The sequence below is a fragment of the Nocardioides sp. Z24_21 genome, from assembly GCF_058134345.1.
Map to the genome: position 1 here is coordinate 1 of NZ_JBYTTH010000002.1, position 25461 is coordinate 25461.

General features: G+C 73.6%; 22 protein-coding genes, 1 tRNA gene and 1 pseudogene. 18 read left to right on the top strand and 6 right to left on the bottom strand.

Annotated elements, in window-relative coordinates:
• Window positions 1-141 precede the first annotated feature (141 nt).
• Complete coding sequence (locus tag AC3X7Z_RS06385) at window positions 142-2316, bottom strand: MMPL family transporter (RefSeq protein ID WP_489975388.1); 2175 nt, start codon at window positions 2314-2316, stop codon at window positions 142-144.
• Window positions 2317-2451: 135 nt separating this feature from the next.
• On the opposite strand from AC3X7Z_RS06385, the gene AC3X7Z_RS06390 reads away from it, so the two are divergent.
• Entirely contained in the window at window positions 2452-2937 is a 486-nt protein-coding gene (locus tag AC3X7Z_RS06390; protein WP_241005272.1) for a MarR family winged helix-turn-helix transcriptional regulator, read from the top strand.
• 27 nt (window positions 2938-2964) lie between these two features.
• Here AC3X7Z_RS06390 and ppgK read toward each other — a convergent pair whose 3' ends face one another.
• The 4 genes from ppgK to AC3X7Z_RS06410 all read right to left on the bottom strand — a co-directional run bounded on the left by ppgK (window position 2965) and on the right by AC3X7Z_RS06410 (window position 7031).
• Window positions 2965-3720 carry a polyphosphate--glucose phosphotransferase gene (gene ppgK / locus AC3X7Z_RS06395; RefSeq protein ID WP_186339730.1) on the bottom strand — a complete coding sequence of 252 codons (756 nt, stop codon included), beginning with the start codon at window positions 3718-3720 and terminating at the stop codon, window positions 2965-2967.
• Between the two features lie 69 nt (window positions 3721-3789).
• On the bottom strand, window positions 3790-5562 hold the full coding sequence (selB, locus tag AC3X7Z_RS06400) for a selenocysteine-specific translation elongation factor (protein WP_489975389.1): 1773 nt from the start codon (window positions 5560-5562) through the stop codon (window positions 3790-3792).
• Complete coding sequence (selA, locus tag AC3X7Z_RS06405) at window positions 5562-6902, bottom strand: L-seryl-tRNA(Sec) selenium transferase (protein WP_489975390.1); 1341 nt, start codon at window positions 6900-6902, stop codon at window positions 5562-5564. Before selA ends, selB begins: the two co-directional genes overlap by 1 nt.
• A 34-nt stretch (window positions 6903-6936) precedes the next feature.
• Window positions 6937-7031, bottom strand: a tRNA-Sec gene (locus AC3X7Z_RS06410).
• Between the two features lie 96 nt (window positions 7032-7127).
• Here AC3X7Z_RS06410 and selD point away from each other — a divergent pair.
• From selD to AC3X7Z_RS06480, 14 genes and pseudogenes are all read left to right on the top strand, one after another.
• Window positions 7128-8150 carry a selenide, water dikinase SelD gene (selD, locus tag AC3X7Z_RS06415; protein ID WP_489975391.1) on the top strand — a complete coding sequence of 341 codons (1023 nt, stop codon included), beginning with the start codon at window positions 7128-7130 and terminating at the stop codon, window positions 8148-8150.
• A gap of 79 nt (window positions 8151-8229) precedes the next feature.
• Window positions 8230-8799, top strand: a complete 570-nt coding sequence (locus tag AC3X7Z_RS06420) for a dehydrogenase (RefSeq protein ID WP_186339734.1) — start codon at window positions 8230-8232, stop codon at window positions 8797-8799.
• A 12-nt stretch (window positions 8800-8811) separates the two neighbouring features.
• A pseudogene (gene fdh, locus AC3X7Z_RS06425) lies at window positions 8812-11610 on the top strand (formate dehydrogenase); the annotation flags it as partial.
• Complete coding sequence (locus tag AC3X7Z_RS06430; RefSeq protein ID WP_186339736.1) at window positions 11607-12533, top strand: 4Fe-4S dicluster domain-containing protein; 927 nt, start codon at window positions 11607-11609, stop codon at window positions 12531-12533. The pseudogene fdh and the gene AC3X7Z_RS06430, both read left to right, overlap by 4 nt.
• Complete coding sequence (gene nrfD / locus AC3X7Z_RS06435; RefSeq protein WP_489975392.1) at window positions 12530-13573, top strand: NrfD/PsrC family molybdoenzyme membrane anchor subunit; 1044 nt, start codon at window positions 12530-12532, stop codon at window positions 13571-13573. Before AC3X7Z_RS06430 ends, nrfD begins: the two co-directional genes overlap by 4 nt.
• A 57-nt stretch (window positions 13574-13630) precedes the next feature.
• Window positions 13631-14917, top strand: coding sequence for an L-lactate MFS transporter (locus AC3X7Z_RS06440; RefSeq protein ID WP_489975393.1), 1287 nt, complete (start codon window positions 13631-13633; stop codon window positions 14915-14917).
• A 69-nt stretch (window positions 14918-14986) separates the two neighbouring features.
• On the top strand, window positions 14987-16375 hold the full coding sequence (locus AC3X7Z_RS06445; RefSeq protein ID WP_489975394.1) for an MFS transporter: 1389 nt from the start codon (window positions 14987-14989) through the stop codon (window positions 16373-16375).
• 9 nt (window positions 16376-16384) lie between these two features.
• Complete coding sequence (locus tag AC3X7Z_RS06450) at window positions 16385-17605, top strand: M15 family metallopeptidase (protein WP_489975395.1); 1221 nt, start codon at window positions 16385-16387, stop codon at window positions 17603-17605.
• A 21-nt stretch (window positions 17606-17626) separates the two neighbouring features.
• Window positions 17627-18604: an NADPH:quinone oxidoreductase family protein gene (locus AC3X7Z_RS06455; protein WP_489975396.1), complete on the top strand. Its 978-nt coding sequence runs from the start codon at window positions 17627-17629 to the stop codon at window positions 18602-18604.
• A 191-nt stretch (window positions 18605-18795) separates the two neighbouring features.
• Window positions 18796-20739: a M13 family metallopeptidase gene (locus AC3X7Z_RS06460; protein WP_489975397.1), complete on the top strand. Its 1944-nt coding sequence runs from the start codon at window positions 18796-18798 to the stop codon at window positions 20737-20739.
• Between the two features lie 58 nt (window positions 20740-20797).
• Complete coding sequence (locus AC3X7Z_RS06465) at window positions 20798-21256, top strand: universal stress protein (protein ID WP_186339741.1); 459 nt, start codon at window positions 20798-20800, stop codon at window positions 21254-21256.
• A gap of 60 nt (window positions 21257-21316) precedes the next feature.
• Window positions 21317-22120 (top strand): 2-phosphosulfolactate phosphatase, encoded by an 804-nt coding sequence (locus AC3X7Z_RS06470; RefSeq protein ID WP_489975398.1) that lies wholly within the window; start codon window positions 21317-21319, stop codon window positions 22118-22120.
• Between the two features lie 130 nt (window positions 22121-22250).
• On the top strand, window positions 22251-22796 hold the full coding sequence (locus tag AC3X7Z_RS06475; RefSeq protein WP_489975399.1) for a GDSL-type esterase/lipase family protein: 546 nt from the start codon (window positions 22251-22253) through the stop codon (window positions 22794-22796).
• Window positions 22745-23266 (top strand): SGNH/GDSL hydrolase family protein, encoded by a 522-nt coding sequence (locus tag AC3X7Z_RS06480; RefSeq protein WP_489975400.1) that lies wholly within the window; start codon window positions 22745-22747, stop codon window positions 23264-23266. Before AC3X7Z_RS06475 ends, AC3X7Z_RS06480 begins: the two co-directional genes overlap by 52 nt.
• Before the next feature lie 7 nt (window positions 23267-23273).
• Here the strand turns inward: AC3X7Z_RS06480 and AC3X7Z_RS06485 are convergent, their stop codons facing one another.
• Window positions 23274-23837, bottom strand: coding sequence for a hypothetical protein (locus AC3X7Z_RS06485; protein WP_186339743.1), 564 nt, complete (start codon window positions 23835-23837; stop codon window positions 23274-23276).
• Between the two features lie 59 nt (window positions 23838-23896).
• On the opposite strand from AC3X7Z_RS06485, the gene AC3X7Z_RS06490 reads away from it, so the two are divergent.
• From AC3X7Z_RS06490 to AC3X7Z_RS06500, 3 genes are read left to right on the top strand one after another with little or no spacing between them, the layout of a single operon-like run.
• A complete protein-coding gene (locus AC3X7Z_RS06490; protein ID WP_186339744.1) occupies window positions 23897-24277 on the top strand; it encodes a YbaB/EbfC family nucleoid-associated protein in 381 nt (126 codons plus the stop codon).
• The gene (locus AC3X7Z_RS06495; RefSeq protein ID WP_186339745.1) at window positions 24274-24588 is read left to right on the top strand and encodes a type VII secretion target; all 315 of its coding nucleotides are present in this window, start codon (window positions 24274-24276) and stop codon (window positions 24586-24588) included. Before AC3X7Z_RS06490 ends, AC3X7Z_RS06495 begins: the two co-directional genes overlap by 4 nt.
• Complete coding sequence (locus tag AC3X7Z_RS06500) at window positions 24585-25442, top strand: hypothetical protein (RefSeq protein ID WP_186339746.1); 858 nt, start codon at window positions 24585-24587, stop codon at window positions 25440-25442. Before AC3X7Z_RS06495 ends, AC3X7Z_RS06500 begins: the two co-directional genes overlap by 4 nt.
• Window positions 25443-25461 lie beyond the last annotated feature (19 nt).

Consider the following 25461-nt stretch of genomic DNA (forward strand, 5'->3'; position numbering starts at 1 on the left):
AACCCCCCTTTTGGGGGGGGGGTCCGACACTTTGTGGGGTTGGCAATGGCCTCCGGGTGTTGGATTCCCCGTTCGAGTGGGGACTCCGACGACCCGCTCGAGCGGGGACTCCGACACGGAGCGAGCCGGAAGAGCGCCCGGTCAGGCGGTCACCTTGCGGGGCCACCAGAACTTGTCGCCCAGGGTGAGGGCGAGGGCGGGCACCAGCACGGTGCGGACGACCAGGGTGTCGAGCAGCACGCCGACGCAGATGATCGCGCCGAGCTGGGCGAGCACGACCAGCGGCAGCACGCCGAGCACCGCGAAGACCGCGGCGAGCAGGATGCCCGCGCTGGTGATCACGCCGCCGGTGGCCGTCAGCGCGCGCAGCATCCCGGTGCGGGTGCCGTGCTCGCGCGCCTCCTCCCGGGCCCGGGTGACGAGGAAGATGTTGTAGTCGACGCCCAGCGCGACGAGGAACAGGAACGCCAGGAGTGGCACCCCGGTGTCCATCGCGTCGAAGTCGAACACCGTCCGGAAGAGCCACCACGAGGCGCCCATGCTGGCCGCGTAGGTCGCGACGACGGTGGCGACGAGCAGCAGCGGGGCCACGATCGAGCGCAGCAGCAGGAGCAGCGCGCCCAGCACCAGCAGCAGGATCAGCGGCAGGATGAGCAGCCGGTCGCTCGCGGCGTAGTCGCTGGCGTCGATGGCCTCGGCGTCGCCGCCGCCCACGTAGGTGTCGTCGAAGTCGGCCACCGTGTCGCGCAGCGTGAGCACGATGTCGCGGGTGTCGTCGCTGCCCGGTGCGGCGTCGGGGACGGCGTCGATGCGGGCGATCCCGTCGGCGTCGTTGGTGATGCGCGCGGAGTCGACACCGTCGACCTCCTCGACGGCCGCGAGCACCTTCTCGGGCTCGTCGCGGGTGATGACCTGGACCGGGTCGCTCGTGCCCGCCGGGAACGACTCGCCGAGCCGCTCGGCGGCCGAGATCGCCTCGGGTCGCTGCAGGAACTGGTCGGCCGGGTCGAGACCCGTGGTGATGGACGCCGTGCCGGTGGCCAGCACCGCGAGGCCCGCGATGGTGGCGACGACGAAGGTGCGCGGGCGCCGCGAGACGGCCCGGCCCACGCGGAACCAGAAACCGCGGGAGTCGACCAGCACCTCGTCGCCCACGTGCGGGACGCGCGGCCAGAACACCCACCGGCCGAACAGCACCAGCGCCGCCGGCAGCACCACCAAGGCGAACGTCGCCGCGATCAGGACGCCGACCGCACACGCGAGGCCGAGGCCGCGGGTGGTGGGGACGGCCGACAGCAGCAGCGTCAGCAGGCCGAGCACGACCGTGGTGGCGCTCGAGAGCACGGCCTCGAACGTCCGGCTGAGCGCGCGCGCCATCGCCAGGTGGCGTGAGTCGGTGGTCTTGAGCTCGTCGCGGTAGCGAGATATCAGCAGCAGGGCGTAGTCGGTGCCGGCTCCGAAGACGAGCACGCTGAGGATGCCGACCGTGGACTCGTCCCACGCGAAGCCCGCCACCTCGAGCACGTTGGTGGACGCGATCGCGGCGAAGCGGTCGGCGACGCCGACCACGGTCAGCGGGATCACCCAGAGCACGGGGCTGCGGTAGGTGATGATCAGCAGGATCGCGACGACGCCCGCCGTCGCGGCCAGCAGCCGGATGTCGGCGCCGTCGAAGACCTGACCGATGTCGGCCTGGATGCCCGCGGGGCCGGTGACCTGGACCTCGACGCCGTCGGGGGCGTCCGCGCGCAGCTGCTCGCGCAGCTCCTCGACGCTGTCGATGTTGTCGGTGGCGGAGCTCGCGGACACGGGCAGGGCGAGGAGCGCCGCGGTGCCGTCCTCGGCGACCACGACGGGCGACTGCTCGCCGCCCTCGCCGCCGGGCGGTCCGCCGCCGGTCCCGCCCTGGGTCCCGTCGGGACCACCCTGGCCGCCACCCTGGCCGCCGCCCTGGCCGCCACCCTGGGCACCGTCGGGCGCGCCCTGGGCGTCCTCACCACCGCCGGCCTCCGACAGCAGAGCCACCGCCTGCTTGGTCAGCTCGCCCTGCGTGGCGCGGTCGAGCTCGCCGGACTCCGCGGTCCACAGCACGATGGCCACCTGGCCCTCGTCGTCGGGCAGCTGGTCCTCGAGCTCGACGGCGTAGGTGCTGTCGGCCCCGACGGGGAGCTGGTCGACGGGGGTGGTGTCGCGCTCGCCCTCGGGGACGAAGGCGATCGCGGCCAGCGCCATCAGGATCGGGACGAGGGCGAACAGCCAGGCGAGCCTGGGCCCGGTGATCGCCCGCGCGAGGGCAGGAGGGCGGTGGGAGGTCACGAGGGTCTCCAAGGTGTGGACGGGACGTCAGGCGAGAAGTCTAGGAAAGATGATTGCTAAGCAGGTTACTTATCAAGTTATAGGTAGTATCATGGAGAGGCAAGCCAACGGACACGACGGGGAGGTCGACACTCGGTGACGGACGCGGAGGCACCCCCCACGACGCCGCGCTGGATCGGCCGGGGCAACGAGAGCGCGCGTCCCGCGACCCTCATGGCCCTGCGCGACCTGATCGCGGTCGGCAGCCGGGTCAACCACGTCGTGTCGCGGCGTGCCGGGTTCAGCGAGTCGGAGCTGGTCGCGCTCGACCACCTCAGCCGCGAGCAGATCGGGCCCGCGGAGGTCGCGCGCCGGCTCGAGGTGTCGACCGCCGCGGCCACGGGCATCGTCGACCGGCTGGTCTCCCGCGGGCACGTCGAGCGTCGCCCCCACGAGGGCGACCGCAGGCGCACCGAGCTGCACATCACCGACTCCGGGCGCACGGAGGTGATCGGGCACCTGATGCCGATGTTCCGCGCCCTCGACGAGCACGACTCCCGGTTCACCGACGAGGAGAAGGCGGTCGTCGAGCGCTACCTGCGCGGCGCGACGGAGGCCTTCGAGCGGGCGCTCGAGCCCTGAGCCGACTGCGGTCGGGTCGGGCCCGGTTCAGTCCTCGACGCCGGCGAGGCGGTGTGCGACCAGCGCGGCGCCCACGATGCCGGCGCGGTTCTGCAGCGTGGCCGGGACCATCTCGGTGTCGACCTCGATGAGGTGGCCGAACTTGTCCCACGACTTGCTCACGCCGCCGCCGATCACGAAGAGGTCGGGGGAGAAGAGCCGCTCGACGTGGCGGAAGTAGGCGGTGAGCCGCTTCCCCCACTCCTCCCAGCTCAGCCCCTCGCGCTCGCGGGCGCTGGTGGCGGTCGTCGACTCGGCCACGGCCCCGCCGAGCTCGAGGTGGCCGAGCTCGGAGTTGGGCACGAGCTGACCGTCCCAGATCATGGCCGAGCCGATGCCGGTGCCGAGCGTGATGACCATGACCAGCCCGCTTCGGCCCTTCGCGGCGCCGTACTCCGACTCGGCGAGCCCGGCGGCGTCGGCGTCGTTGACCACGTGCACCTCGCGACCGAGGGCCTCGGTGAAGATCGCGTCGGCGTCCTGGCCGATCCACGACTTGTCGATGTTGGCGGCCGAGTGGACCACGCCGCGGCGCACGATGCCCGGCACCGTCACGCCCACGGGCCGCGTGGAGACGTCGAAGTTGTCGATGATCTGCCCGAAGACCGCCGCGACCGCCTGCGGGGTGGCCGGCCGCGGGGTGTCGATGCGCACCCGGTCGTGGGCGAAGTCGCCGACCTCGAGGTCGACCGGGGCGCCCTTGATGCCGGTGCCGCCGAAGTCGATGCCGAAGGGATGCTCCATGGCCACCAACCTATCGTCAGCGGCGACCGGGTGTGACCGGCGCAACACCGGCGAGACGGCACGACGGGTTCATCCCTCGACCCCGGGGACGGCGACCTGGCGCCGGTCGTCGGCGAGCCTGCGGGTCAGCCCGGACCGGTCGAGCCGGTCGAGCAGCGGGAGCACCACCCGCCGCGACGTGCCCAGCTCCTGGCGCGCAGCGCTGGTGGTGAAGGGCTGCTCGAGCCGCGCGAGCCGGGCGGCCGCGTCGCGGTCGGCCCCGGGCAGCAGCACCAGGCCCGGTGCCACCCGCCACAGCAGGCCGGCGCGCTCGGCCGCACCGAGGGCGCGGTCGTCGAGGCCGAGCTCGCGCAGCCGGTCGGCAGTCGGGGCGGCGAAGGGCTCGGTCGCGAGCTCGCCGCGTACGACGTCGACGGCCGCGGCCACCGCCGCCGGGAGTCCCGACCCGGGGGAGCGGACCCGCCCGCCGACGACCTGCAGCGGCGGGCGTACGAGCGGGGCGACGAGCTGCGGGTCGGGCAGGCGGAGTCGGTCGGCCAGCACGGTGAGCGGCACGTCGGGGTCGAGCGGATGGGCGCGGGCATGCTCCTCCACGAGCCCGGGCAGCCGTTGGGCGAGGGTGGCGGCGAGCGCGCGGCTGACCAGCCACGGCCCGGCCTCGAGGTGGTCGCCGGCGGCGGGGTCGACGCCGATGCGCCGCAGCCGGTCGCGGCGGGCCAGGCCGCGGCGGGCGAGCTCGTCGGCGAGCTGCGGGGTGCCGTCGGCGCCGGCGAGCTGCGCCGCACGTCGTGCCGATGCGCCGCGCCGGCGCAACCGCGGCGGGTCGGGGTCGAGCACGTCCACGCGCCACAGCGCTCGGCGTCCGGGGTCGCGCAGCACCATCCGGTCGCCGACGCGCAGCGGCAGCGGCCGCTCGAGCGTCAGCCGGGCGATGCCGTCGGCGGCGTCGCCGAGCGGGCGGTGGCGCACGGCGACGTCGGCCGCCCCGACGTGCAGCTGCGGCGAGAGCGGCGGGCCCGCGTCGTGGTCGTCGCCCCGGAGCCGTACGTCGACCACCTCGGTGTGGTGCCACGCCGCCGGGGTGGTCAGCGGGGTCCCGCGCCCGATGCCGGCGACGTCGCCGGTGAGGTTGAGCGCCACCCGGGCGGTGCCGCTGACCGCCTCGGCGTCGCGGCCGAGGGCCTGCACCCCGCGGACTCGCACCGTGCGCTCGCCGTGGGACAGCGTGTCGCCCACCCGCACGGTGCCGGCGGGCAGGGTGCCGGTGACCACGGTGCCGGCGCCCCGCACGGTGAACCGCCGGTCCACCCAGAGACGTACGTCGGCCGCCGGGTCCGGGACGGGCAGCCGCGCCAGCATCGTCGCGAGCGCGGCACGGAGCTCGTCGAGGCCGTTGCCGGTGCGACCGCTGACCGCCACGACCGGCGCCCCGATCAGGCTGGTGCGCCCGACCTCCGCGGCGGCGCGGGCCATGGCCGGCGCGGGGTCGGCCAGGTCGCTGCGGGTGACCGCGACGACGCCGTGGGCGACGCCGAGGGCGTCGAGGGCGGCGAGGTGCTCGGCCGACTGCGGCATCCAGGGGTCGTCGGCCGCCACCACCAGCAGCGCGGCCGGGACCGGGCCGACGCCGGCGAGCATGGTGGTGAGGAACCGCTCGTGCCCCGGGACGTCGACGAACGCGACGTCGCCCGCGCCGGGCCACGCCGTCCACGCGTAGCCGAGCTCGATGGTGAGCCCGCGCCGCTGCTCCTCGGCGAGCCGGTCGGGGTCGGTGCCGGTGAGCGCGCGCACCAGGGTGGACTTGCCGTGGTCGACGTGACCAGCCGTGGCGATGACGTGCATCAGGGTCGGTCCGCGCCCGCGACGCGGCGTACGGCGTCGGCGAGCGCGGTGTCGTCGGCCGGGTCGAGCGCGAGCAGGTCGAGCAGCAGCCGGCCACGCACCGTCCTGCCGAGCACCGGCGGGTCGCCGGCGCGCAGCGGTGCCGCGAGGCGCTCGGGCAGCGAGATCGCCGCGCTCGGCAGCTCGACGCCCGGCGCGCCGCCGCCGCCGACGGCTCCGGCGGAGTCGACGACCTCGGCATCGAGCGCGGCGACCACGTCGGCGGGCCAGGCGGCGACGACCGCCTGCGCACGTGCCCGGAGGTCGCCGGCCGAGCGGCCCAGGGCGGCCGGCACGGGGGGCAGCGGACCGGCGAGCGTGGCCTCCAGCGCGGCCAGGGTGAGCTTGTCGACGCGCAGGGCCCGGGCGAACGGGTCGCGCCGCAGCCGCTCGACCAGGCCAGCCTCGCCGAGGAGCAGGCCGGCCTGCGGGCCGCCGAGGAGCTTGTCGCCGGACGCGGTGACGAGGTCGGCGCCCGCGCGCAGCGCCCCGGCGGCGTCAGGCTCGTCGGGGAGCCGGGGGTGGTGCGCCAGCAGGCCCGAGCCGATGTCGACGACGAGCGGGACCCGGCGTCGCGCATGGGTGATCCCGGCGAGCTCGCGGGCCGGCACCGAGGAGGCGAACCCGGTGACCGCGAAGTTGGAGGGGTGCACCTTGAGCACGAACGCGGTCGTGTCGTCCACGGCCGAGGTGTAGTCGCGCAGGTGGACGCGGTTGGTGGTGCCGACCTCGCGCAGCCGGGCTCCGACCGACTCCATCAGCTCGGGGATCCGGAAGCCGTCGCCGATCTCGACCAGCTCGCCGCGCGCGATCACCACGGTGTCGCGCCCGTCGTCGCCGCGCGCCAGCACCCGGGTGACCAGGGCGAGGGCCGCCGCACCGTTGTTGACCACGTGCACGCCGCCCGCGTCGGGAACGGCGGCGCCGAGGGCGTCCAGCGCACGGCGTCCGCGGCGGCCGCGGCGCCCGGTGGCGAGGTCGAGCTCGACATCGGTGGCGCCGGCGGCGGTGCGCACCGCCTCGACGGCCGCCTCCGACAGCGGCGCGCGCCCGAGGTTGGTGTGCACGACGACCCCGGTCGCGTTGAGCACCCGCCGCAGGCTCGACGCCGACTCGGGCAGCGACGCCACCGCGACGTCGGCGACGTCCTCGGGAGCGACGTCGCCCGCCCGGCACTGCTCCTGCGCGCGGGCCACCGCCTGCTTGACCAGGCCGGGCCCCAGCCGCCCGGCGGCGACGACCAGGCGCTCGTCGGCGAGCACCTGGTCGGTGCGGGGCGTGGCCCGCCGCGGATCCGGCACCCGCCCCTCCTCGTCCGACGACCCGGCTCACGTGTGGCGGAGGCGGACGGGAATCGAACCCGCCCGACCCAGCTGCTGGGCCGCAACGGTTTTGAGGACCGCGTCCGTCACCAGACGAGAACCGCCTCCGCGCGCCACCCTAGTCCGGTCCCCGCGGCCGCGCCCACGGTCCGCACGCCGGGCACGTGCTCGCGGCCCTGACCCGGCCGTGCCTAGATTGGCCGGGTGACCCAGCGCGCGAGCACGTCCGACCCGGCAATCCGCCTCACCCAGTACGCCGCCGGCGGCGGCTGTGCGTGCAAGGTCCCGCCCGGCGAGCTCGAGCGGGTGCTCAGCGGGCTGGGCCGGGGCCGGGCCTCGGGCGACCTGCTGGTCGGTCTCGACCACGGCGACGACGCGGCCGCCGTGCGCATCGACCCCGCTCCCGACGGCACCGGGCGCGCGATCATCGCGACCGCCGACTTCTTCACCCCGGTCGTCGACGACCCCTACGCCTTCGGCCGCATCGCCGCGACCAACGCGATGTCCGACGTGTGGGCGATGGGCGGCACGCCCGTGGTCGCGGTCAACCTCCTCGGCTGGCCGCGCGACCGGATCCCGTTCGACGTGGCCGCGGAGGTGCTGCGCGGCGGTGACGACGCGTGCACCGAGGCGGGCGCGTTCCTGGCCGGCGGGCACAGCATCGACGACCCGGAGCCGAAGTACGGGCTCGCCGTCACCGGTCTCGCCGACCCCGAGCGGCTGCTGCGCAACGACGCGGCGCAGCCGGGCATGCCGCTGACCCTGACCAAGCCGTTGGGCCTCGGCGTGCTCAACAACCGGCACAAGTCGACCGGCGAGTGGTTCGAGGAGGCCGTCGCGGTGATGACGCAGCTCAACCGCGACGCCAGCCGGGCCGCCGTCGACGCCGGCCTGCGGGCGGCGACCGACGTGACCGGCTTCGGCCTGCTGGGCCACCTGATGAAGATGATGCGCGCGAGCGGCACCACGGCCGTCATCGACGCGGCCGCCGTGCCCTACGTCGACGGGGCGCGCGCCTCGCTCGCCGACGGGTACGTCCCGGGCGGGAGCCGGCGCAACCTCGACTGGGTGCGGCCCCACCTCGACGCCTCGGTCGACGAGGACGAGCTGGTGCTGCTCGCCGACGCCCAGACGTCCGGCGGCCTCCTCGTGGTGGGCGAGCTTCCCGGGCACCCGGTGGTGGGCGAGGTCGTGGCCGCGGGCGAGCGCGCGGTGGTCGTGCGCTGACCACCCTCGGGGTGGTGGACGGCCCCCGGCGGGCGCCGTAGGGTCGAGGCACAGCGCACACTGCGGGGAGGTGAGGGCCATGGGTGAGTCCCGTTCCCAGTTGCCGTGGCCTGTGCTCCGCCAGCTCGTCAGCGGCGACTTCCTCGGCCGCGGCAAGGCCGTGCGCTCGCGGGCCACCGACGAGATCGAGCCCCGCACCACCACCGCCGACCGGGTCGCGCGCAGCGTGTGCCCCTACTGCGCGGTCGGCTGCGGGCAGAAGATCTTCGTCAAGGACGAGCAGATCGTGCAGATCGAGGGCGACCCCGACAGCCCGGTCAACCGCGGCCGGCTGTGCCCGAAGGGCTCGGCCAGCAAGAACCTGGTGACCAGCGAGCTGCGCGAGACCACGGTGAAGTACCGCCGCCCCTTCGCGACCGAGTGGGAGCACCTCGACCTCACCACCGCGATGGAGATGATCGCCGACCGCGTGGTGACGTCGCGCCGTGACGCCTGGCAGGAGCTCGACGAGAAGGGCCGCCGGGTGCGCCGCACGATGGGCATCGCGAGCCTGGGAGGGGCGACCCTCGACAACGAGGAGAACTACCTCATCAAGAAGCTCTTCACCGCGATGGGCGCCATCCAGATCGAGAACCAGGCGCGTATTTGACACTCCGCCACCGTCCCCGGTCTGGGGACCAGCTTCGGACGCGGCGGCGCCACCGGCTTCACGGCTGACCTCGCCAACGCGGACTGCATCATCATCCAGGGCTCCAACATGGCCGAGGCCCACCCGGTGGGCTTCCAGTGGGTCGTGGAGGCGCAACGGCGTGGCGCGAAGGTGATCCACGTCGACCCGCGGTTCACCCGCACCAGCGCGGTGGCCGACAAGCACGTCCCGATCCGCGTCGGCAGCGACATCGCGTTCCTGGGCGGCATCGTCCGCTACGTCCTGGAGAACGAGCTCGACTTCCGCGACTACGTCGTCAACTACACCAACGCCGCGACGCTCGTCAGCGATGCGTTCGAGGACACCGACGACCTCGACGGGCTGTTCAGCGGCTTCGACCCCGAGAGGCGCACCTACGACCCGACGAGCTGGGCCTACGACGTCGAGGACGGCCCGGGCGAGCAGAGCTCGGCGCAGGCCGACGACTCCGAGGAGACCCAGGAGCAGAGCGACACCGCTGCCGGCATGCAGAACGAGGCCCACGGCATGCAGGTGGCGGGACACCCGCGGCGCGACGAGACGCTGCAGCACCCGCGCTGCGTCTACCAGGTGCTCAAGCGCCACTTCTCCCGCTACACCCCCGAGGTGGTCGAGCAGACCTGCGGCGTGAGCCAGGCCGACTTCCTCGAGGTGTGCCGGGCCTGGACGGAGAACTCCGGCCGCGAGCGCACGACCGCGCTGGTCTACAGCGTCGGCTGGACCCAGCACAGCGTCGGCGTGCAGTACATCCGCACCGGAGCGATCCTGCAGCTGCTGCTCGGCAACATGGGTCGTCCCGGAGGCGGCGTGATGGCGCTGCGCGGCCACGCGAGCATCCAGGGATCCACCGACATCCCCACCCTGTTCAACCTCCTGCCCGGCTACCTGCCGATGCCCAACCCCGGCCAGCACGCGACCCTGTCCGACTACGTCGACAGCATCCGCAACCCCGGCAGCAAGGGCTTCTGGTCCAAGGCCGACGCCTACACCGTGAGCCTGCTCAAGGCCTACTGGGGCGACGCGGCCACCGCCGACAACGACTACTGCTTCGACTACCTGCCCAAGATCACCGGCGACCACGGCACCTACCGCACCGTGCTCGACATGATCGACGGCAAGGTCTCCGGCTACTTCCTGCTCGGCCAGAACCCCGCGGTCGGCTCGGCCCACGGTCGCGCGCAGCGCCTCGGCATGGCCAACCTCGACTGGCTCGTGGTGCGCGACCTGTTCGAGATCGAGAGCGCGTCGTTCTGGAAGGACGGGCCCGAGGTCGCCACCGGCGAGATCGTGCCCGAGGAGTGCCGCACCGAGGTCTTCCTCTTCCCGGCCGCGTCCTACGCCGAGAAGGAGGGCACCTTCACCCAGACCCAGCGGATGCTGCAGTGGCGTGAGAAGGCCGTCGACCCGCCGGGTGACTGCCGCTCGGAGCTGTGGTTCTTCTACCACCTCGGGCGCATGGTCCGCGAGCGCCTGGCGGGCTCGACCGACGAGCGCGACCGGCCCGTGCTCGACCTCGCCTGGGACTACCCCGTGCACGACGAGGGCGCGCTCGGCAGCGACGGCGCCGCCGCCTGGGGCGAGCCCAGCGCGGAGGCCGTGCTCAAGGAGATCAACGGCTACGACGTCGCGACCCGTCGCCCGCTGTCGTCCTTCCTGGAGATGAAGGCCGACGGGTCGACGGCCGGCGGGTGCTGGATCTACACCGGCGTCTTCGCCGACGGCGTCAACCAGGCCAACCGCCGCACGTCGCGCCACGACCAGTCGTACGTCGCGCCGGAGTGGGGCTGGGCCTGGCCGATGAACCGCCGCATCCTCTACAACCGCGCCTCCGCCGACCCCGAGGGCCGGCCGTGGAGCGAGCGCAAGGCCTACGTCTGGTGGGACCCGACACTCGGCGAGGCCGGCGAGTGGACCGGCGACGACGTCCCCGACTTCGAGAAGACCAAGCCGCCGTCCTACCGCTCGCCCGAGGGGTCCGACGGTGTCGAGGCGATCGAGGGCATCGACCCGTTCATCATGCAGGGCGACGGGAAGGGTGCGCTCTACGCCCCGCAGGGCCTCATCGACGGCCCGATGCCGACGCACTACGAGCCGGTGGAGTCGCCGTTCCGCAACCCGCTCTACGGCCAGCAGGGCAACCCCACGCGCAAGGCCTACGACCGCGACGACAACCGGATGAACCCCTCGCCCCCCGAGGAGCACAGCGAGGTCTTCCCCTTCGTCTTCACCACCAGCCGGCTCACCGAGCACCACACCGCCGGCGGCATGAGCCGCTACCTCGAGCACCTCGCCGAGCTCCAGCCCGAGATGTTCGTCGAGGTGTCGCCGGCGCTCGCACGCGAGCGGGGCCTCGAGCACATGGGGTGGTGCCACGTGATCACCGCCCGCTCGGCGATCGAGGGCCGGGTGCTCGTCACCGAGCGGCTGCGCCCGCTGCGGGTCGAGGGCCGCACGGTCCACCAGGTCTGGATGCCCTACCACTGGGGCAGCGGCGGGCTGGTCAGCGGCGACTCGACCAACGACCTGTTCGGCATCTCGCTCGACCCCAACGTGCTCATCCAGGAGAGCAAGGTCGGCACCTGCGACGTACGCCCGGGGCGGCGGCCGCAGGGTGCGGCCCTGCGCGCGCTCGTCGCCGACTACGCGCGCCGCGCCGGGGTGGACGACGGCGTCCCTGCGCGGATCGTCACCGCGTCCGAAGGGGCGCAGGCCAGGTCATTGGCGGGGGCCGACACCAGCGACGACGACCAGCACGACCAGGAGGGCCAGTGATCGGCCGCAACAGCCTCTTCGGACCGCTCGACCCGGCGCCCGACGCCGGCTACGTCGACCCGCCCAAGCGCAAGGGCTTCTTCACCGACACCAGCGTGTGCATCGGGTGCAAGGCCTGCGAGGTGGCGTGCAAGGAGTGGAACGACGTCCCGGAGAACCTCTTCGAGATGCTCGGCACCTCCTACGACAACAGCCACTCCCTCAACGCCAACCAGTGGCGCCACGTGGCCTTCATCGAGCGCTCCGCCCGCACGGAGGCACCGCAGCCACAGCGCGCGGACCTCGGCATGCCGACCGTCGGCGCCCCACCCAGCGACGTGCCCGAAGAGGCCAAGCCCGACTTCCAGTGGCTGATGTCCTCCGACGTGTGCAAGCACTGCACCCACGCCGCCTGCCTCGACGTGTGCCCGACCGGCTCGCTCTTCCGCAGCGAGTTCGGCACGGTCGTGGTGCAGGACGAGATCTGCAACGGCTGCGGCTACTGCGTCGCCGCCTGCCCCTACGGCGTGATCGACCGGCGCCGTGGCCCGGAGGGCGACCCCAAGGTGGGCATCGCCCAGAAGTGCACCCTCTGCTACGACCGGCTCACCGACGGCCAACGACCGGCGTGCGCGGCCGCGTGCCCGACCGAGTCGATCCAGTACGGCGACGTGGAGGAGCTGCGCGAGCGCGCCGACGCCCGGGTGGCGCTGCTCCACGAGCGCGGGGTGATGGACGCCCGGCTCTACGGCAACGACCCCGAGGACGGCGTGGGCGGCACCGGGGCGATGTTCCTGCTCCTCGACGAGCCGGAGGTCTACGGCCTGCCGCCCGACCCGGTCGTCACCACCCGGGACCTGCCGCAGATGTTCAGCCGCGCCGGGATGGCGGGCACGGCGCTGCTGCTCGGCGCGGCGCTGTCGTTCGTGCGGAGGCGCTCGTGAGCGAGGTCGACGGGGCCGGCCCGCAGGTCCGGCACGGCGGCAGCCCGGGTCGCTCGCGCGGTCGCGGGCGTGGCCGCGGCGGCGGCGACCGGGTGATGGTGCCGGAGGCCGACTTCACCTCCTACTACGGCCGCCCGATCGTCAAGGCGGCGCCGTGGGAGCACGACATCGCCTACTACCTGTTCACCGGGGGAGTCGCAGCCGGGACCTCGCTCCTCGCCGCCGGAGCAGACCTCACCGACCGCCCCGGACTGCGGCGCGCCGGCCGGATCGGCTCGCTCATCGCCCTGCTCCTCAGCATGGTCGCGCTCGTCCACGACCTCGGCAGGCCCAGCCGGTTCCTCAACATGCTGCGGGTCGTCAAGCTGACCTCCCCGATGTCGGTCGGCACCTGGATCCTCACCCTGCACGCCCCGTTCGCGAGCCTCGCCACGGCCGCCGAGCTGGTCGGCATGCTCCCGACCCGGTGGCAGCGCGGACCGGTGCGGCTGCTGCTGCGCCTGGGACGCCCCGCCGGGCTGGTGGGGGCGATCACCGCCCCGCCGGTCGCGGCGTACACCGCGGTGCTGATCGCCGACACCGCCACCCCGGCGTGGCACTCGGCCTACGCGGAGCTGCCCTTCGTCTTCTGCGGCTCCGCCGCGGCCGCGTCGGGGGGCTGGTGCATGGCCACCGCTCCCGTGGCCGAGGCCGGTCCCGCCCGCGCGTTCGCGGTGGGCGGCGCCGCGGTCGAGCTGGTGATGGCCCACCGCATGGAGGCCTCGATGGGCCTGTCCGCCGAGACGCTGCACACCGGCGTGGCCGGCAGGTGGATGCGCGCCAGCAAGGTGCTCACCGTCGCGGGCGCCGCCGGCGCGCTCGCGGGCGGGCGCAGCCGCATGCTCTCGGCCGTCGCGGGCACTGCACTGATGGCCGGCTCGCTGTGCACCCGGATGGGCGTCTACGAGGCCGGCCTGGCCTCGGCCAACGACCCGAAGTACACGGTGGTGCCGCAGCGCGAGCGGGTCGAGCGCGGCGAGCAGGTGCGCCACCAGGGCTGAGCCAGAACGGCGCCTCTCGGGCCGACCGACGGCCGGGGCCGGACGAAGGAGACAGCGATGGACGAGACACCCACGCGAGCGCAGGATCCCGCTGCCTCGAGCCGCTCCGGACCCGGCGGCTTCCGCTGGCTGCTGGTCGGGGGTGGGCTGCTCCTGCAGTTCTCGATCGGGGCGGTCTACGCCTGGTCGGTGTTCGGTGGCGCGCTCGAGGACGCCGAGTCGTGGCAGCTCAGCAAGGTGCGCGCCTCGCTGCCCTTCACCGTCACCATCGGCATGATCTTCATCGGCAGCTATCTCGGCGGCCGGCTCCAGGACGCCCGGGGGCCGCGGGTCGTGGCGCTCGCGGGCGGTGTCGTCTACGGCGTCGGCATCCTGCTGGCGGGGCTCACCAACGGCTCCGACGACTACTGGCTGCTGATCCTCGGCTACGGCGTCATCAGCGGCTTCGGCCTCGGCTTCGCCTACATCGTGCCCATCGCCATGCTGCAGAAGTGGTTCCCCGACAAGACGGGCCTGATCACCGGGCTGGCGGTGGGCGGCTTCGGATTCGGCGCCGTGCTCACCTCGCCGGTCGCCCAGTGGCTCATCGACCGTGACCCCGACGACCCCACCGGGGCGTTCATCCCGCTCGGCATCGCCTACCTGGTGATGTCGCTGGTGGGCGCCTCGATCTTCCGCAACCCGCCCGCCGACTACGTCGTGCCCGGCATGGAGACGACCGGCGGCGCGGCCACCGGCGCGGGCCGCGACTACACCCAGGGCGAGGCGCTGCGCACGCCGCAGTGGTACCTCCTCACCGCCATCCTCACCCTCAGCGTGAGCGCCGGCATCTCGCTGATCTCCCAGGCCAAGCTCAGCGCCACCGACATCGCCGGCGTCAGCGTCACCGGCGCCGCGACGCTGGTGGGCGTGCTCGCGATCTTCAACGGCGCGGGGCGCATCGTCTGGGCCGGCATCTCCGACCGGATCGGCCGGATGAGGACGTTCGCCGCGATCCTCGCGCTGCAGGGCGTGTGCCTGATCGTGCTGCCGCACGCCGGGAGCGTGGCGCTCTTCTCCGTGCTCGCCGCGGTGATCTACCTCTGCTACGGCGGCACCTTCGGCACGATGCCCGCGACCGCCGGCGACTTCTTCGGCGTGCGCAACGCCGGCGCGATCTACGGACTGATGCTCGTCGGCTGGAGCCTGGGCGGGGTGATCGGGCCGGTGCTCGCCTCGGCGCTCATCGGCGAGGACAAGGCCTACACGCTGGCCTACACCACGATCGGCGTCGTCGCGCTCGCCTCCGTGGCGCTCACCTTCGTCACCAAGGTGCCCGAAGGACGCCACGCCGAGCACGACTGAGCCCTGCCACACTCGGCTCATGGCCACGACGTCGACCCGAGTGCCGCGCGACTGAGGCCGGGCGAGCCGATGAGCGGAGTCGCCTGGGGCACGCCGACCGCGCGCGGCGTCGTGGCCGCGGCGACCCTCGGCTCCGGGATGACGCTCCTCGACGGCACCGTGGTCAACGTGGCACTGCGGTCGATGGGTGCCGACCTCGACGCCTCGCTGGCGGCGCTGCAGTGGATCACCAACGGCTACTTCCTCTCCCTGGCCTCGCTGATCCTGCTGGGCGGCTCCCTCGGCGACCGCCTCGGCCGGCGTCGGGTCTTCGTCGTCGGCACCGTGTGGTTCGCGCTGGCCTCCCTGCTGTGCGGGCTCGCCCCGACCGCGGAGGTGCTGATCGCCGCCCGCGTGCTCCAGGGCGTCGGCGGCGCGCTGCTCACCCCGGGCAGCCTCGCGATGATCCAGGGCGCGTTCCGGTCCGAGGACCGCGGCCGGGCGATCGGTGCCTGGTCGGGCCTCGGCGGCATCGCCTCCGCGATCGGGCCGCTGGTCGGCGGGCTGCTGGTCGACCACGCGTCGTGGCGGTGGATCTTCCTCATCAACCTGCCGCTCGCGGTGCTGACGGTGTGGCTCGCCCTGCGGTGGGTTCCCGAGACGCGCGACCCCCGCACGCACGGACGCTTCGACCTCACCGGCGCGACGCTCGCCTCCCTCGCCCTGGCGGGCGTCACGTGGGCGCTGACCGACGCCGGCGGAGCCGCGACGCCGTGGGCGGCCGGGGGCGGGATCGCCGCGGCCGCGGCCTTCGTCGTGGTGGAGCGCCGCACCCGTGCGCCGATGGTGCCGCTCGGGCTGTTCGGCGACCGCACCTTCAGCGCCGCCAACCTGATGACGCTGCTCGTCTACGCCGCGCTGGGTGCCGTCCTGTTCTTCCTGGTGCTCCAGCTGCAGACCGTGGGCGGCTACACCGCGCTCGAGGCCGGCCTCGCCACGCTCCCGATCACGCTGTGCATGCTGCTGCTCGCGGCCCGCGGCGGCGCGCTGGGCGAGCGGATCGGGCCGCGGATCCCGTTGACGTTCGGACCGCTGGTGATGGCGGCCGGGACGCTGTGGCTGCTGCTCGTCGGACCCGGGGTGACCTGGTGGCGTGACGTGGCGCCCGGCCTGACGGTCTTCGGCCTCGGCCTGGCCCTGATGGTCGCCCCGTTGACCGCCACCGTCCTGGCGGCCGCGCCCGACGAGGTGGCCGGCATCGCCAGCGGCATCAACAACGCCGTCGCGCGGGCCGGGTCGCTGCTGGCCGTCGCCGCGCTGCCGACGGCCGTGGGCCTGGCCGGCGACGACTACCGCGACCCCGCCCGGCTGGACGCGGCGTACGGCACCGCGCTGCTCGCGTGCGCGGCGCTGCTCGCCCTGGGCGGACTCGTCTCCTGGGTCACCATCCCCCGCCGCGTCCAGACACCGTCTGCCTAGGGTCGAGGCGTGCGCGGACGACGACAGGTGGCGGCCGCGGCGACGGCCGCCCTGCTGGCGGGGCTGGTGGGCCTGGCGGCCTGCAGCGAGCCGGCCGCGCGCGAGCGTCCCGACCCGGCCCCCGCGTCGCCCGCCCCCGAGCCGACCGCGTCGGACACGACGCCGCCCGTCGCCGACACCGACCACGCCGTCGACCCGCCCGGCGAGCGCGACGGACGGCTGTGGAGCGCCGACGTCCTCGTGCAGTGGGACAAGCCCATCGACGACGCGCTGCTCGCGCGGATCGAGGACCTGCGCGGCGTCGCGCACACCGAGCGCATCGGCCTGGGCCAGGTGAGCCTGGAGAACCGCGTCCTCACCGTCGCCGCCGTGGACCCGGGCGCCTACCGGCACTTCACGCAGGCCGAGGTCGCCGACCTCCAGGAGGCCTGGGACCGCGTCGCCGGGGGCGAGCTGGCCATCGACCGCACGGTCGCCGAGCGGGTGGCCGACCCGGAGACGGGGATGGTGCGGCTCGGCGCCGACGACGCGCCGAGCCTGCACGTCGGCGCCTACACCCCGCAGCTGCCGACCATCGACATGGTCGTCAACACCGCCTGGGCCGACGACATCGGGATGGACACCGACAACGGGCTGCTCATCTCCACCGACGCCGTCGCCCCCGCCGGCATCCGCAAGCCGTTGCAGCGGCTGGTCGGCGAGGACGCCTCGGTGCAGATGCTCGACGTGGCCTCCCGCCTCGGGCTCGACCCCGACGCCAGGCTCACCGCGGTGCCCGCCGGCGGCACCCTGGGCAGCGTCGTGGGCACCTTCCGCTACCAGGTGCTCGGCGGGGGCCGGATCGCCCCGGAGCCCGCCTGGGTCGCGGCCAGCATCCGCACGGAGTCCGTGCCGATCCTCGGCAGCGTCACCTGCCACAAGGACCTCTTCCCCCAGCTGCGGGCGGCGTTGCTCGAGGTCGAGCAGCGCGGCCTCGCCGACGAGATCGACCCGGGCCAGTACGCCGGGTGCTACTACCCGCGCTTCATCGCCGGCACCACGACGCTGTCCAACCACTCCTTCGGCCTCGCCCTCGACCTCAACACCCGCGACAACCAGCGCGGGACCGTCGGCGCGATCGACCGCGACGTGGTGGCGATCCTCAAGACGTGGGGCTTCGCCTGGGGTGGCGACTGGCGCTGGACCGACCCGATGCACTTCGAGCTCGCCGAGGTGAAGCGGGTCGGGTGAGCACCTGACTAGGGTCGGCGCATGCGCGCAGTCCAGGTCGTCACGCCCACCGGTCCCGCCGACATCGAGGTCCGCGACGTCGACCCTCCGGTGCCGGGGCCCGACGACGTGCTGGTGGAGGTGCACAGCGTCGGTGTCGCCTTCCCCGACCTGCTCCTCAGCCGCGGGGAGTACCAGTTCAAGCCCGAGCCGCCGTTCACGCTCGGCGTCGACTTCGCGGGCGTCGTCCTCGACCCGGGCTCCCCGGAGTCGAGCGGGTTCACCGTCGGCCAGCGGGTCGCCGGCGTCAACCTCAACGGCGGCGCCGCCGAGCAGGTCGCCAACCCCGCGATCTTCACCTTCGCCCTGCCCGACACGATGTCGTACGACGAGGGTGCGGCGCTGCCGATGAACTACCTCACCGCGCTGTTCGCGCTCGAGGAGCGCGGCGGGCTGCGCGAGGGCGAGACCGTGCTGGTGCACGGAGCCGCCGGCGGCGTCGGCACCGCCACCCTGCAGGTCGCGCGAGGTCTCGGCGCACGGACGATCGCGGTGGTCAGCACCCAGGAGAAGGCCGACTTCGCCCGCGCGGCCGGCGCCGACGAGGTCGTCGTGGGCCCCGACTTCAAGGACGCGGTGCGCGAGCTCACCGGCGGCCGCGGCGTCGACGTGGTCCTCGACGTGGTGGGCGGCGACGCGTTCACCGACTCGCTCCGCTGCCTCGCCGAGCAGGGACGCGTGCTCGTCGTCGGGTTCGCCGCCGGGCAGGGCATCCCCCAGGTGAAGGTCAACCGGCTGCTGCTCGGCAACACCGACGTCCGCGGCGTCGGCTGGGGTGCCTACGCGATGGTGCGACCGGGCTACATGCAGCAGCAGTGGCACCGCCTCCTGCCGATGATCGAGTCCGGTGCTGTGAAGCCGCCCGTCGGGGCGACGTACGACCTGGCCGGCTTCGGGCAGGCGCTGGTCGACATGGACGAGCGGCGCACCCTCGGCAAGTCGGTCGTCCGGGTGCGCTGACCCCGCCGGCCCATCGCCTTCCCGCCGCTGACGCGGCTACTCAAGCGGTGCGGTCCCCGCTCAACACGTCGGATCCGACGTGTTGAGCGAGGCGGCGACCGCTTGAGCCCGGCCGAACGACGAGCGACCGCGTCGTCCACAGGGGCCCTCCGCCGCGCCCGGGACTGGGCCGCCGGGGTTAGGGTCGCGACGTGACGATCCTCGACGCTGCCCGCGACGGCATGAACCTCGACATCCGCCCGCAGGACGACCTCTTCGGCCACGTCAACGGCCGGTGGCTCGACGAGACGGAGATCCCCGCCGACAAGTCGAGCTGGGGCGCGTTCATCGCGCTGGCCGACGCCGCCGAGCAGCAGGTGCGCGACATCATCACCGAGCTCGCCGAGCGCCCGGCCGACCAGCTCGACGAGGACGAGCGCAAGATCGGCGACCTCTACGCCTCCTTCATGGACACCGAGACGATCGCCGCGAAGGGCCTCGACCCGATCCGCGGCCTGCTCGACCGCGCCCACCACGTCGCCGACCTCACCGACCTCGCCGCCTTCCTCGGCGCGTACGAGCGCATCGGCGGGCCCGGCGTGTTCGGCTCCTACATCACCCCCGACCGCGGCGACGCCTCGCGCAACATCGTCTACCTCGCGCAGGGCGGCCTCGGCCTGCCCGACGAGTCCTACTACCGCGACGACAAGTTCGCCGAGATCCGCGAGAAGTACCTCGCCTACCTCACCACGCTGCTCGAGCTGAGCGAGCACGACGACCCGGCCGGTGCGGCGGCGCGCGTGCTGGCCTACGAGACCCGGCTGGCCGAGGGCCACTGGGAGGCCGCCGAGACCCGTGACGTGCAGAAGACCACCAACCACAAGAGCCTCGACGAGCTGCGCGAGCTCAGCCCCGCCTTCGACTGGGTCACCTGGATCACCGGCCTGGGCGGCACCGAGGAGATGCTGCGGCGCTCGATCGTGATGCAGCCCGACTTCTTCTCCCACCTCTCCACCGTGCTGGAGGAGACGCCGATCGAGACCTGGCGCGACATCCTCCACGTGCGCGTCGTGCGCAGCTCCGCTGCCTACCTGCCCGACCCGTTCGTCGAGGCCAACTTCGACTTCTACGGCCGCACCCTCAACGGCACCCCCGAGCTGCGCGCCCGCTGGAAGCGTGGCGTCGACTTCGTCGAGGGCGCCATCGGCGAGGCGGTCGGCAAGGTCTACGTCGAGCGCCACTTCCCGCCGCGGTCGAAGCAGAGGATGGACGAGCTGGTCGCCAACCTCGTCACCGCCTACCGCCGCTCCATCGAGGCGCTCGACTGGATGGGCGAGGACACCAAGAAGAAGGCCTTCGACAAGCTCGACCGCTTCTACCCCAAGATCGGCTACCCGACGGAGTTCCGCGACTACTCCACCCTCACGGTCTCCGCCGACGACCTGATGGGCAACGTCGCGTCGGCGTCGGCGTTCGAGACCGACCGCCAGCTGGAGAAGGTCGGCCAGCCGGTCGACCGCGACGAGTGGCTGATGCTGCCCCAGACGGTCAACGCCTACTACCACCCCGGCACCAACGAGATCTGCTTCCCGGCCGCCATCTTGCAGCCGCCGTTCTTCAGCCCCGACGCCACCGACCCCGAGAACTACGGCGGCATCGGTGCCGTCATCGGCCACGAGATCGGCCACGGCTTCGACGACCAGGGCGCCCAGTACGACGGCGACGGCAACCTCCAGGACTGGTGGACCGCCGACGACAAGGCCGCGTTCGAGGCCAAGTCGCAGGCGCTGATCACCCAGTACGACGCCTTCGAGCCGCGCAACCTGCCCGGCGAGCACGTCAACGGCAGCCTCACCGTCGGCGAGAACATCGGCGATCTCGGCGGGCTCACCATCGCCCACAAGGCGTTCGTGATCAGCCAGGGCGGCGAGGCGTCGCTCGAGGACCGGCGCGACCTGTTCCTCAACTGGGCCCACGTGTGGCGCACCAAGCGCCGCAAGGAGCAGGAGCTCCAGTACCTCACCATCGACCCGCACAGCCCCGCCGAGTTCCGCGCCAACATCGTGCGCAACCTCGACGAGTTCCACGAGGTCTTCGAGACCGGGCCCGAGGACGGGCTGTGGCTCGACCCGGAGCGCCGCGTCCGCATCTGGTGACCCGCCGGAGGACCTTCGGCCCTGACGTGCTGCCTGCCCGCGTCCCTACGATGACGCCATGGTGAGCAAGAGCGCTGATATCACCGGCGGGATCGTCGTCGGACACGACGGGTCGCGGGTCGGGACCACCGTCGTGCGGCGGGCCGCCGACCTCGCCCGGCGCCTCGGCGTCACGCTGCACGTGATCCGCGTGTGGAGCGTGACCACGGCCCCGCGCCCCGACTCGATGGTGGGCGGCTACGTCCCGCCCTTCGCGGAGTTCGAGCGCGCGGTCATCGCCGACCTCGAGGACGACTGCGCGGCCGCCGGGATCCCCGACGACGTCGACGTGCAGCTCTACGCCCTGCGCGGCCAGGCCACCGAGCGGCTCGTCGCGGCGGCCGCCGACGCGGAGATGCTGGTCGTCGGCACCCGCGGCGCGGGCGGGTTCGCCGGCCTGCGGTTCGGCTCGACCGCCGCCCAGGTCGTCCGGGCCTCGCGCGTGCCGGTGCTGGTCGTGCCCAACGTCCCCGACTGATCGCGGCCGACTCGGGCGGGCCGTGCTGCGCGCGAGCCGCCGGGGCTGTTGAATGAGGCGGTGACGCTGCCCGGGCACGACCAGTCGACCTATCGGCTCCGCATGGAGTGGGGCCCGACGGGTGCCGAGGCCGTGCCCGCCGACTACGCGGTCGTCGTCGACGTGCTGTCCTTCACCACCACCCTGGCCGTGGCGCTCGAGCGGGGCATCGAGGTCTTCCCGTTCCGCTGGAAGGACTCCCGCGCCGCCGAGCACGCGATGCGGCACGGAGCGACGCTCGCCGTCGGCCGGTTCGAGGCGCTCTCGCGCGGCGACGCCCGCCATGTCTCGCTCTCGCCGGCCGGTCTCGCCGAGGTCGAGGGCGTCGAGCGGCTCGTGCTGCCGTCGCCCAACGGCTCGACCATCGCCTTCTCGCTCGCCGAGTCCGGCGCCCAGGTCGTCGGCGCCTGCCTCCGCAACGCCGGCGCGGTCGCGCGGTGGCTCGCGCCCAAGGTCGCCGACGGCGCCAGCGTGGTCGTCGTACCCGCGGGGGAGCGGTGGTACGACGACACGCTCCGCCCGGCCGCGGAGGACCTGTGGGGCGCCGGGGCCGTCCTCACCGCCCTCGACCAGGAGGCGGAGGCCGGGGCAAGCCCGGAGGCCCGGATGGCGATGGCCGCCTGGCAGGCGGCGGTGCTGCCGCACGACCTGCTCCTCTGCGCGGGCGGACGCGAGCTGACCGAGGTGGGGTTCGTCGCCGACGTGGAGATCGCCGCGAAGCACGACGTCAGCGAGGTCGTGCCGGAGCTGGTCGGCGAGTCCTTCCGCGACGCCGCGGCCGCGCCGCCTCCCCCGGGCGCCCGACTACGCCGCATCGGCGACTGACGCCGGCCGGTGACGCCGGCGGGGCACCTCGTGCCGTTGCCGCCCGTCCGGTCCGGTCTGGTGGAGCGGAGCGCGCGTCCCTAGTGTGATGAGGGCCACACTCGGGTGGCACCTGTCTCGGAGGACACAGATGAACCGCTCGTCCCGCCTCGCGGTGCTCGGCACGGCGCTCGCCGGCCTGCTCACCCCGGTCCTGGCCCAGCCCGCCCAGGCCGCCGCACCGGCCTACGTCGCCCTCGGCGACTCCTACTCCTCGGGCACCGGCACCCGCTCCTACATCGCCGACGGCACCGGCTGTCAGCGCTCGACGTCGGCCTACCCGAGCCTGATCGCGGCCGCCCGCGGGTACGCGCTCAACTTCCGCGCCTGCTCCGGCGCGACCATCCCCGACGTCACCTCCACCCAGCTCCCCGCCCTCACCGCGAGCACCGCCTACGTCTCGGTGTCGGTCGGCGGCAACGACGCCGGGTTCGCCAGCGTGCTGACCGAGTGCGCCCTGCCGGGCTGGCTGAGCAGCTGCGACCGCGCGTCAACGGCGCGCAGTCCTTCATCACCTCCACCCTGCCCTCGCGGCTCGCGACCCTCTACGCCGGCATCCGCAGCCGCGCGCCCCAGGCCACGGTCGTGGTCGTCGGCTACCCGCGCATCTTCAACGGCGAGGACTGCAACGTACTGACCTGGTTCTCCCCGGCGGAGGAGACGCGGCTCAACCAGACCGCCGACCTGCTCAACAGCCGCCTCGCCACCGCCGCGTCGGCCGCCGGCTTCTCCTTCGCCGACCCGACCAGCCGCTTCGTCGGGCACGCCGTGTGCGACGACGCCGAGTGGATCAACGGGCTGTCCACCCCGATCAGCGAGAGCTACCACCCGAAGGTCTCCGGACACACCTCCGGCTACACCCCGGTCGTCAGCCCGCTGCTGACCGGCGCCGCCGTGGCCGTCACCGCCGACGTCGCGGCCGCCGCGGCCGCCGGCGCCGACGCGCAGGCAGCCCTGCAGCAGCAGTACGCCGCCGCCGACCGCACCATCGAGCCCGAGACGTTCGTCGCCCCCGACCTGACGACCCCCGAGGCCCGGCGGGCCGCCCGCCGCGCCGGCGTCGATCTCGACCGGTTCCTGGCCCGCGGCGCCCGCAGCGCCCACTGAGCCCGCCTCAGCCGCGCTGGCGGCCGCGGCCGGAGCGGAGGTCGCGGACGTACTCCTCGAACAGGGCGCGGTGCACCGCGTGCGGCAGGAGCTCCGGGCGCCGCGCCACCACCGGCGCCAGCGCGAGCAGCAGGGGGTCGATGCTCTCGACGGTCTGCGCGGTGACCTTGAGGCCGCGTCGCCTGCCCGCGGTGGTCCGACCGAGGAGGGTCACCGACTTGTTCCAGAGCTCGGGGGTGGCCCCGCCCGCCGAGCCGTCGACCCCGGGGCGGACCTCGGTCAGGTCGTCGAAGGCGAACGTCCGCACCTCGCGCTCCCCCCGGCGTACGACGACGCGGTCCGGGCGGACCAGGATCGTGCGACCCCGCGCCCACCAGATCGCCCACGCCGGCAGGGCCACCGTCACCACGAGGATCGCGACGGTGAGCAGCGCGCGCTGGTCCCCACCGCCGGCCCACGTGGCCGAGGCGAGCAGAATCCCGACGACCAGCACCCCGATCGCCAGGTGGAGCACCAGCGGGCGCGGGGTGAGGACGGTCGCCGGCGGCGATGCACCGGGCGGGCTCTCCATGTTTGCCCACAGTAGGGCGGGGAAGGATCCCCAGGCACGACGACATCCCCGGAGGACTGATGAGCTCACGGCTCGATGCCTATCTGGCGGCGATGAACGAGTCGTTCGACGCCGCCGAGGCCAGACTGGACCAGGCCCAGGCCCTGGCCGCCACCACCGAGCGGATGCGGGTGGAGGGCGAGTCGACCGACCGCGTCGTCACCGTCGTCGTCGACGGCAACGGCCAGATGGTCGACCTGCGCTTCGACGACTCGTTCGCCGGCCAGGAGCCCGCCCGGCTCGCGCACAGCGTGCTCGAGGCCCACTCGCAGGCCAAGCGCCGGCTGAGCTTCGAGGTCGAGCAGGCCGCCCGCGAGATCTACGGTCCCGACGTCGCCGCGGCGTCCACGATCACGCAGTCCTACCGCAACACGTTCGGCTACGAGGAGTACCAACGATGAGCATCGACGTCAGTCTCGCCGCGATGCGGAGCCACGCGGGCAAGGTCGAGCACCTCAAGGGCCGGGCCGACAGTGCCGTGCAGGCCGCCGACTCGGTCTCCTTCCACCCCAACACCTTCGGCAAGATCGGCGCCGCGCTGGTCTACCCGCTGATCGCGCCGCTCGAGGTCGCCGGCGTCGGCGCCACCCGCGCCGCGAGCGACTCCCTGTCGGCCACCGCCACGGGCATGCGGTCCGCGGCCGACCTGTTCGAGCTGGTCGACGAGAAGGTCGCCGAGCTCAACGAGGCGATCCACAAGGCGCTGTCGTGAACGACCTGGTCGCCGTCGTCGACCGCAACCCGGGCTTCAACGAGATGACCAACGGGCTGAAGATGATCGACGGGGCCGCCGACTCCGCCGAGGCCTTCGGCCGCGGTGACTGGATCGAGGGCTCGGCCAACGGTCTCAGCGCCGCCGTCGACGTCGTCGGCGCGGTCGTCGACCCGATCGGCACCCTCGGGTCGATGTTCGCCGGCTGGCTGCTCTCCCACATCGGCCCGGTGCAGGACGCCCTCGACGAGCTGCTGGGCGACCCCGCCACCATCCAGTCCTTCGCCCAGACGTGGGAGAACTGCGCCGGCCACCTCCGCGGCCTGGCCGACGACTATCGCGGCGCCGTCGCCGGCGACCTCAGCGGACTGCAGGGCATGACGATGGACGCCTATCGCGACTTCGCCGAGACCGAGGAGTCGCTCGTGCGCGGCATGGGCAACGTCTGCACCGGGGTCGGCGCCGGCGTCGCCCTCGGCGGCACGGTGCTCGCCGGTGTCCGCGAGTTCATCGTGCAGATCATGTCCGACGCGATCGGCCAGATCATCAAGCTGCTCGGCGAGGCCGCGGCCACCCTCGGCATCGCCGCCCCGCACGCGATCACCACGGCGGCCAACAAGGCCCGCGAGCTGATCCAGAGGACCCGGACGCTGATGACCGACCTGGCCAAGTCGCTCGACAAGTTCGCCGACCTCGTCGCCGACATCTCCCCGGCGCTGGAGAAGGCCTCGACCGCCCTGGCCAAGGCCTCCCGCTACGCCTCGGAGATGAACGCGAGCGAGCTCACCGCGCTCCAGCAGCTGATCAAGTCGACCACCCAGCTCGACAACTACCGCGATCCACAGACTGCCTGAGGCGCCGTGCGCTGCGTCG

Excerpts from the sequence above, each read along its gene's own strand:
- AC3X7Z_RS06475 (WP_489975399.1), top strand. The coding sequence starts at position 22,251 with ATGAACCGCTCGTCCCGCCTCGCGGTGCTCGGCACGGCGCTCGCCGGC.
- AC3X7Z_RS06490 (WP_186339744.1), top strand. The coding sequence starts at position 23,897 with ATGAGCTCACGGCTCGATGCCTATCTGGCGGCGATGAACGAGTCGTTC.
- AC3X7Z_RS06495 (WP_186339745.1), top strand. The coding sequence starts at position 24,274 with ATGAGCATCGACGTCAGTCTCGCCGCGATGCGGAGCCACGCGGGCAAG.
- selB (WP_489975389.1), bottom strand. The coding sequence starts at position 5,562 with ATGCACGTCATCGCCACGGCTGGTCACGTCGACCACGGCAAGTCCACC.
- AC3X7Z_RS06420 (WP_186339734.1), top strand. The coding sequence starts at position 8,230 with ATGGGTGAGTCCCGTTCCCAGTTGCCGTGGCCTGTGCTCCGCCAGCTC.
- AC3X7Z_RS06440 (WP_489975393.1), top strand. The coding sequence starts at position 13,631 with ATGGACGAGACACCCACGCGAGCGCAGGATCCCGCTGCCTCGAGCCGC.
- AC3X7Z_RS06465 (WP_186339741.1), top strand. The coding sequence starts at position 20,798 with ATGGTGAGCAAGAGCGCTGATATCACCGGCGGGATCGTCGTCGGACAC.
- AC3X7Z_RS06445 (WP_489975394.1), top strand. The coding sequence starts at position 14,987 with ATGAGCGGAGTCGCCTGGGGCACGCCGACCGCGCGCGGCGTCGTGGCC.
- AC3X7Z_RS06455 (WP_489975396.1), top strand. The coding sequence starts at position 17,627 with ATGCGCGCAGTCCAGGTCGTCACGCCCACCGGTCCCGCCGACATCGAG.
- ppgK (WP_186339730.1), bottom strand. The coding sequence starts at position 3,720 with ATGGAGCATCCCTTCGGCATCGACTTCGGCGGCACCGGCATCAAGGGC.
- AC3X7Z_RS06485 (WP_186339743.1), bottom strand. The coding sequence starts at position 23,837 with ATGGAGAGCCCGCCCGGTGCATCGCCGCCGGCGACCGTCCTCACCCCG.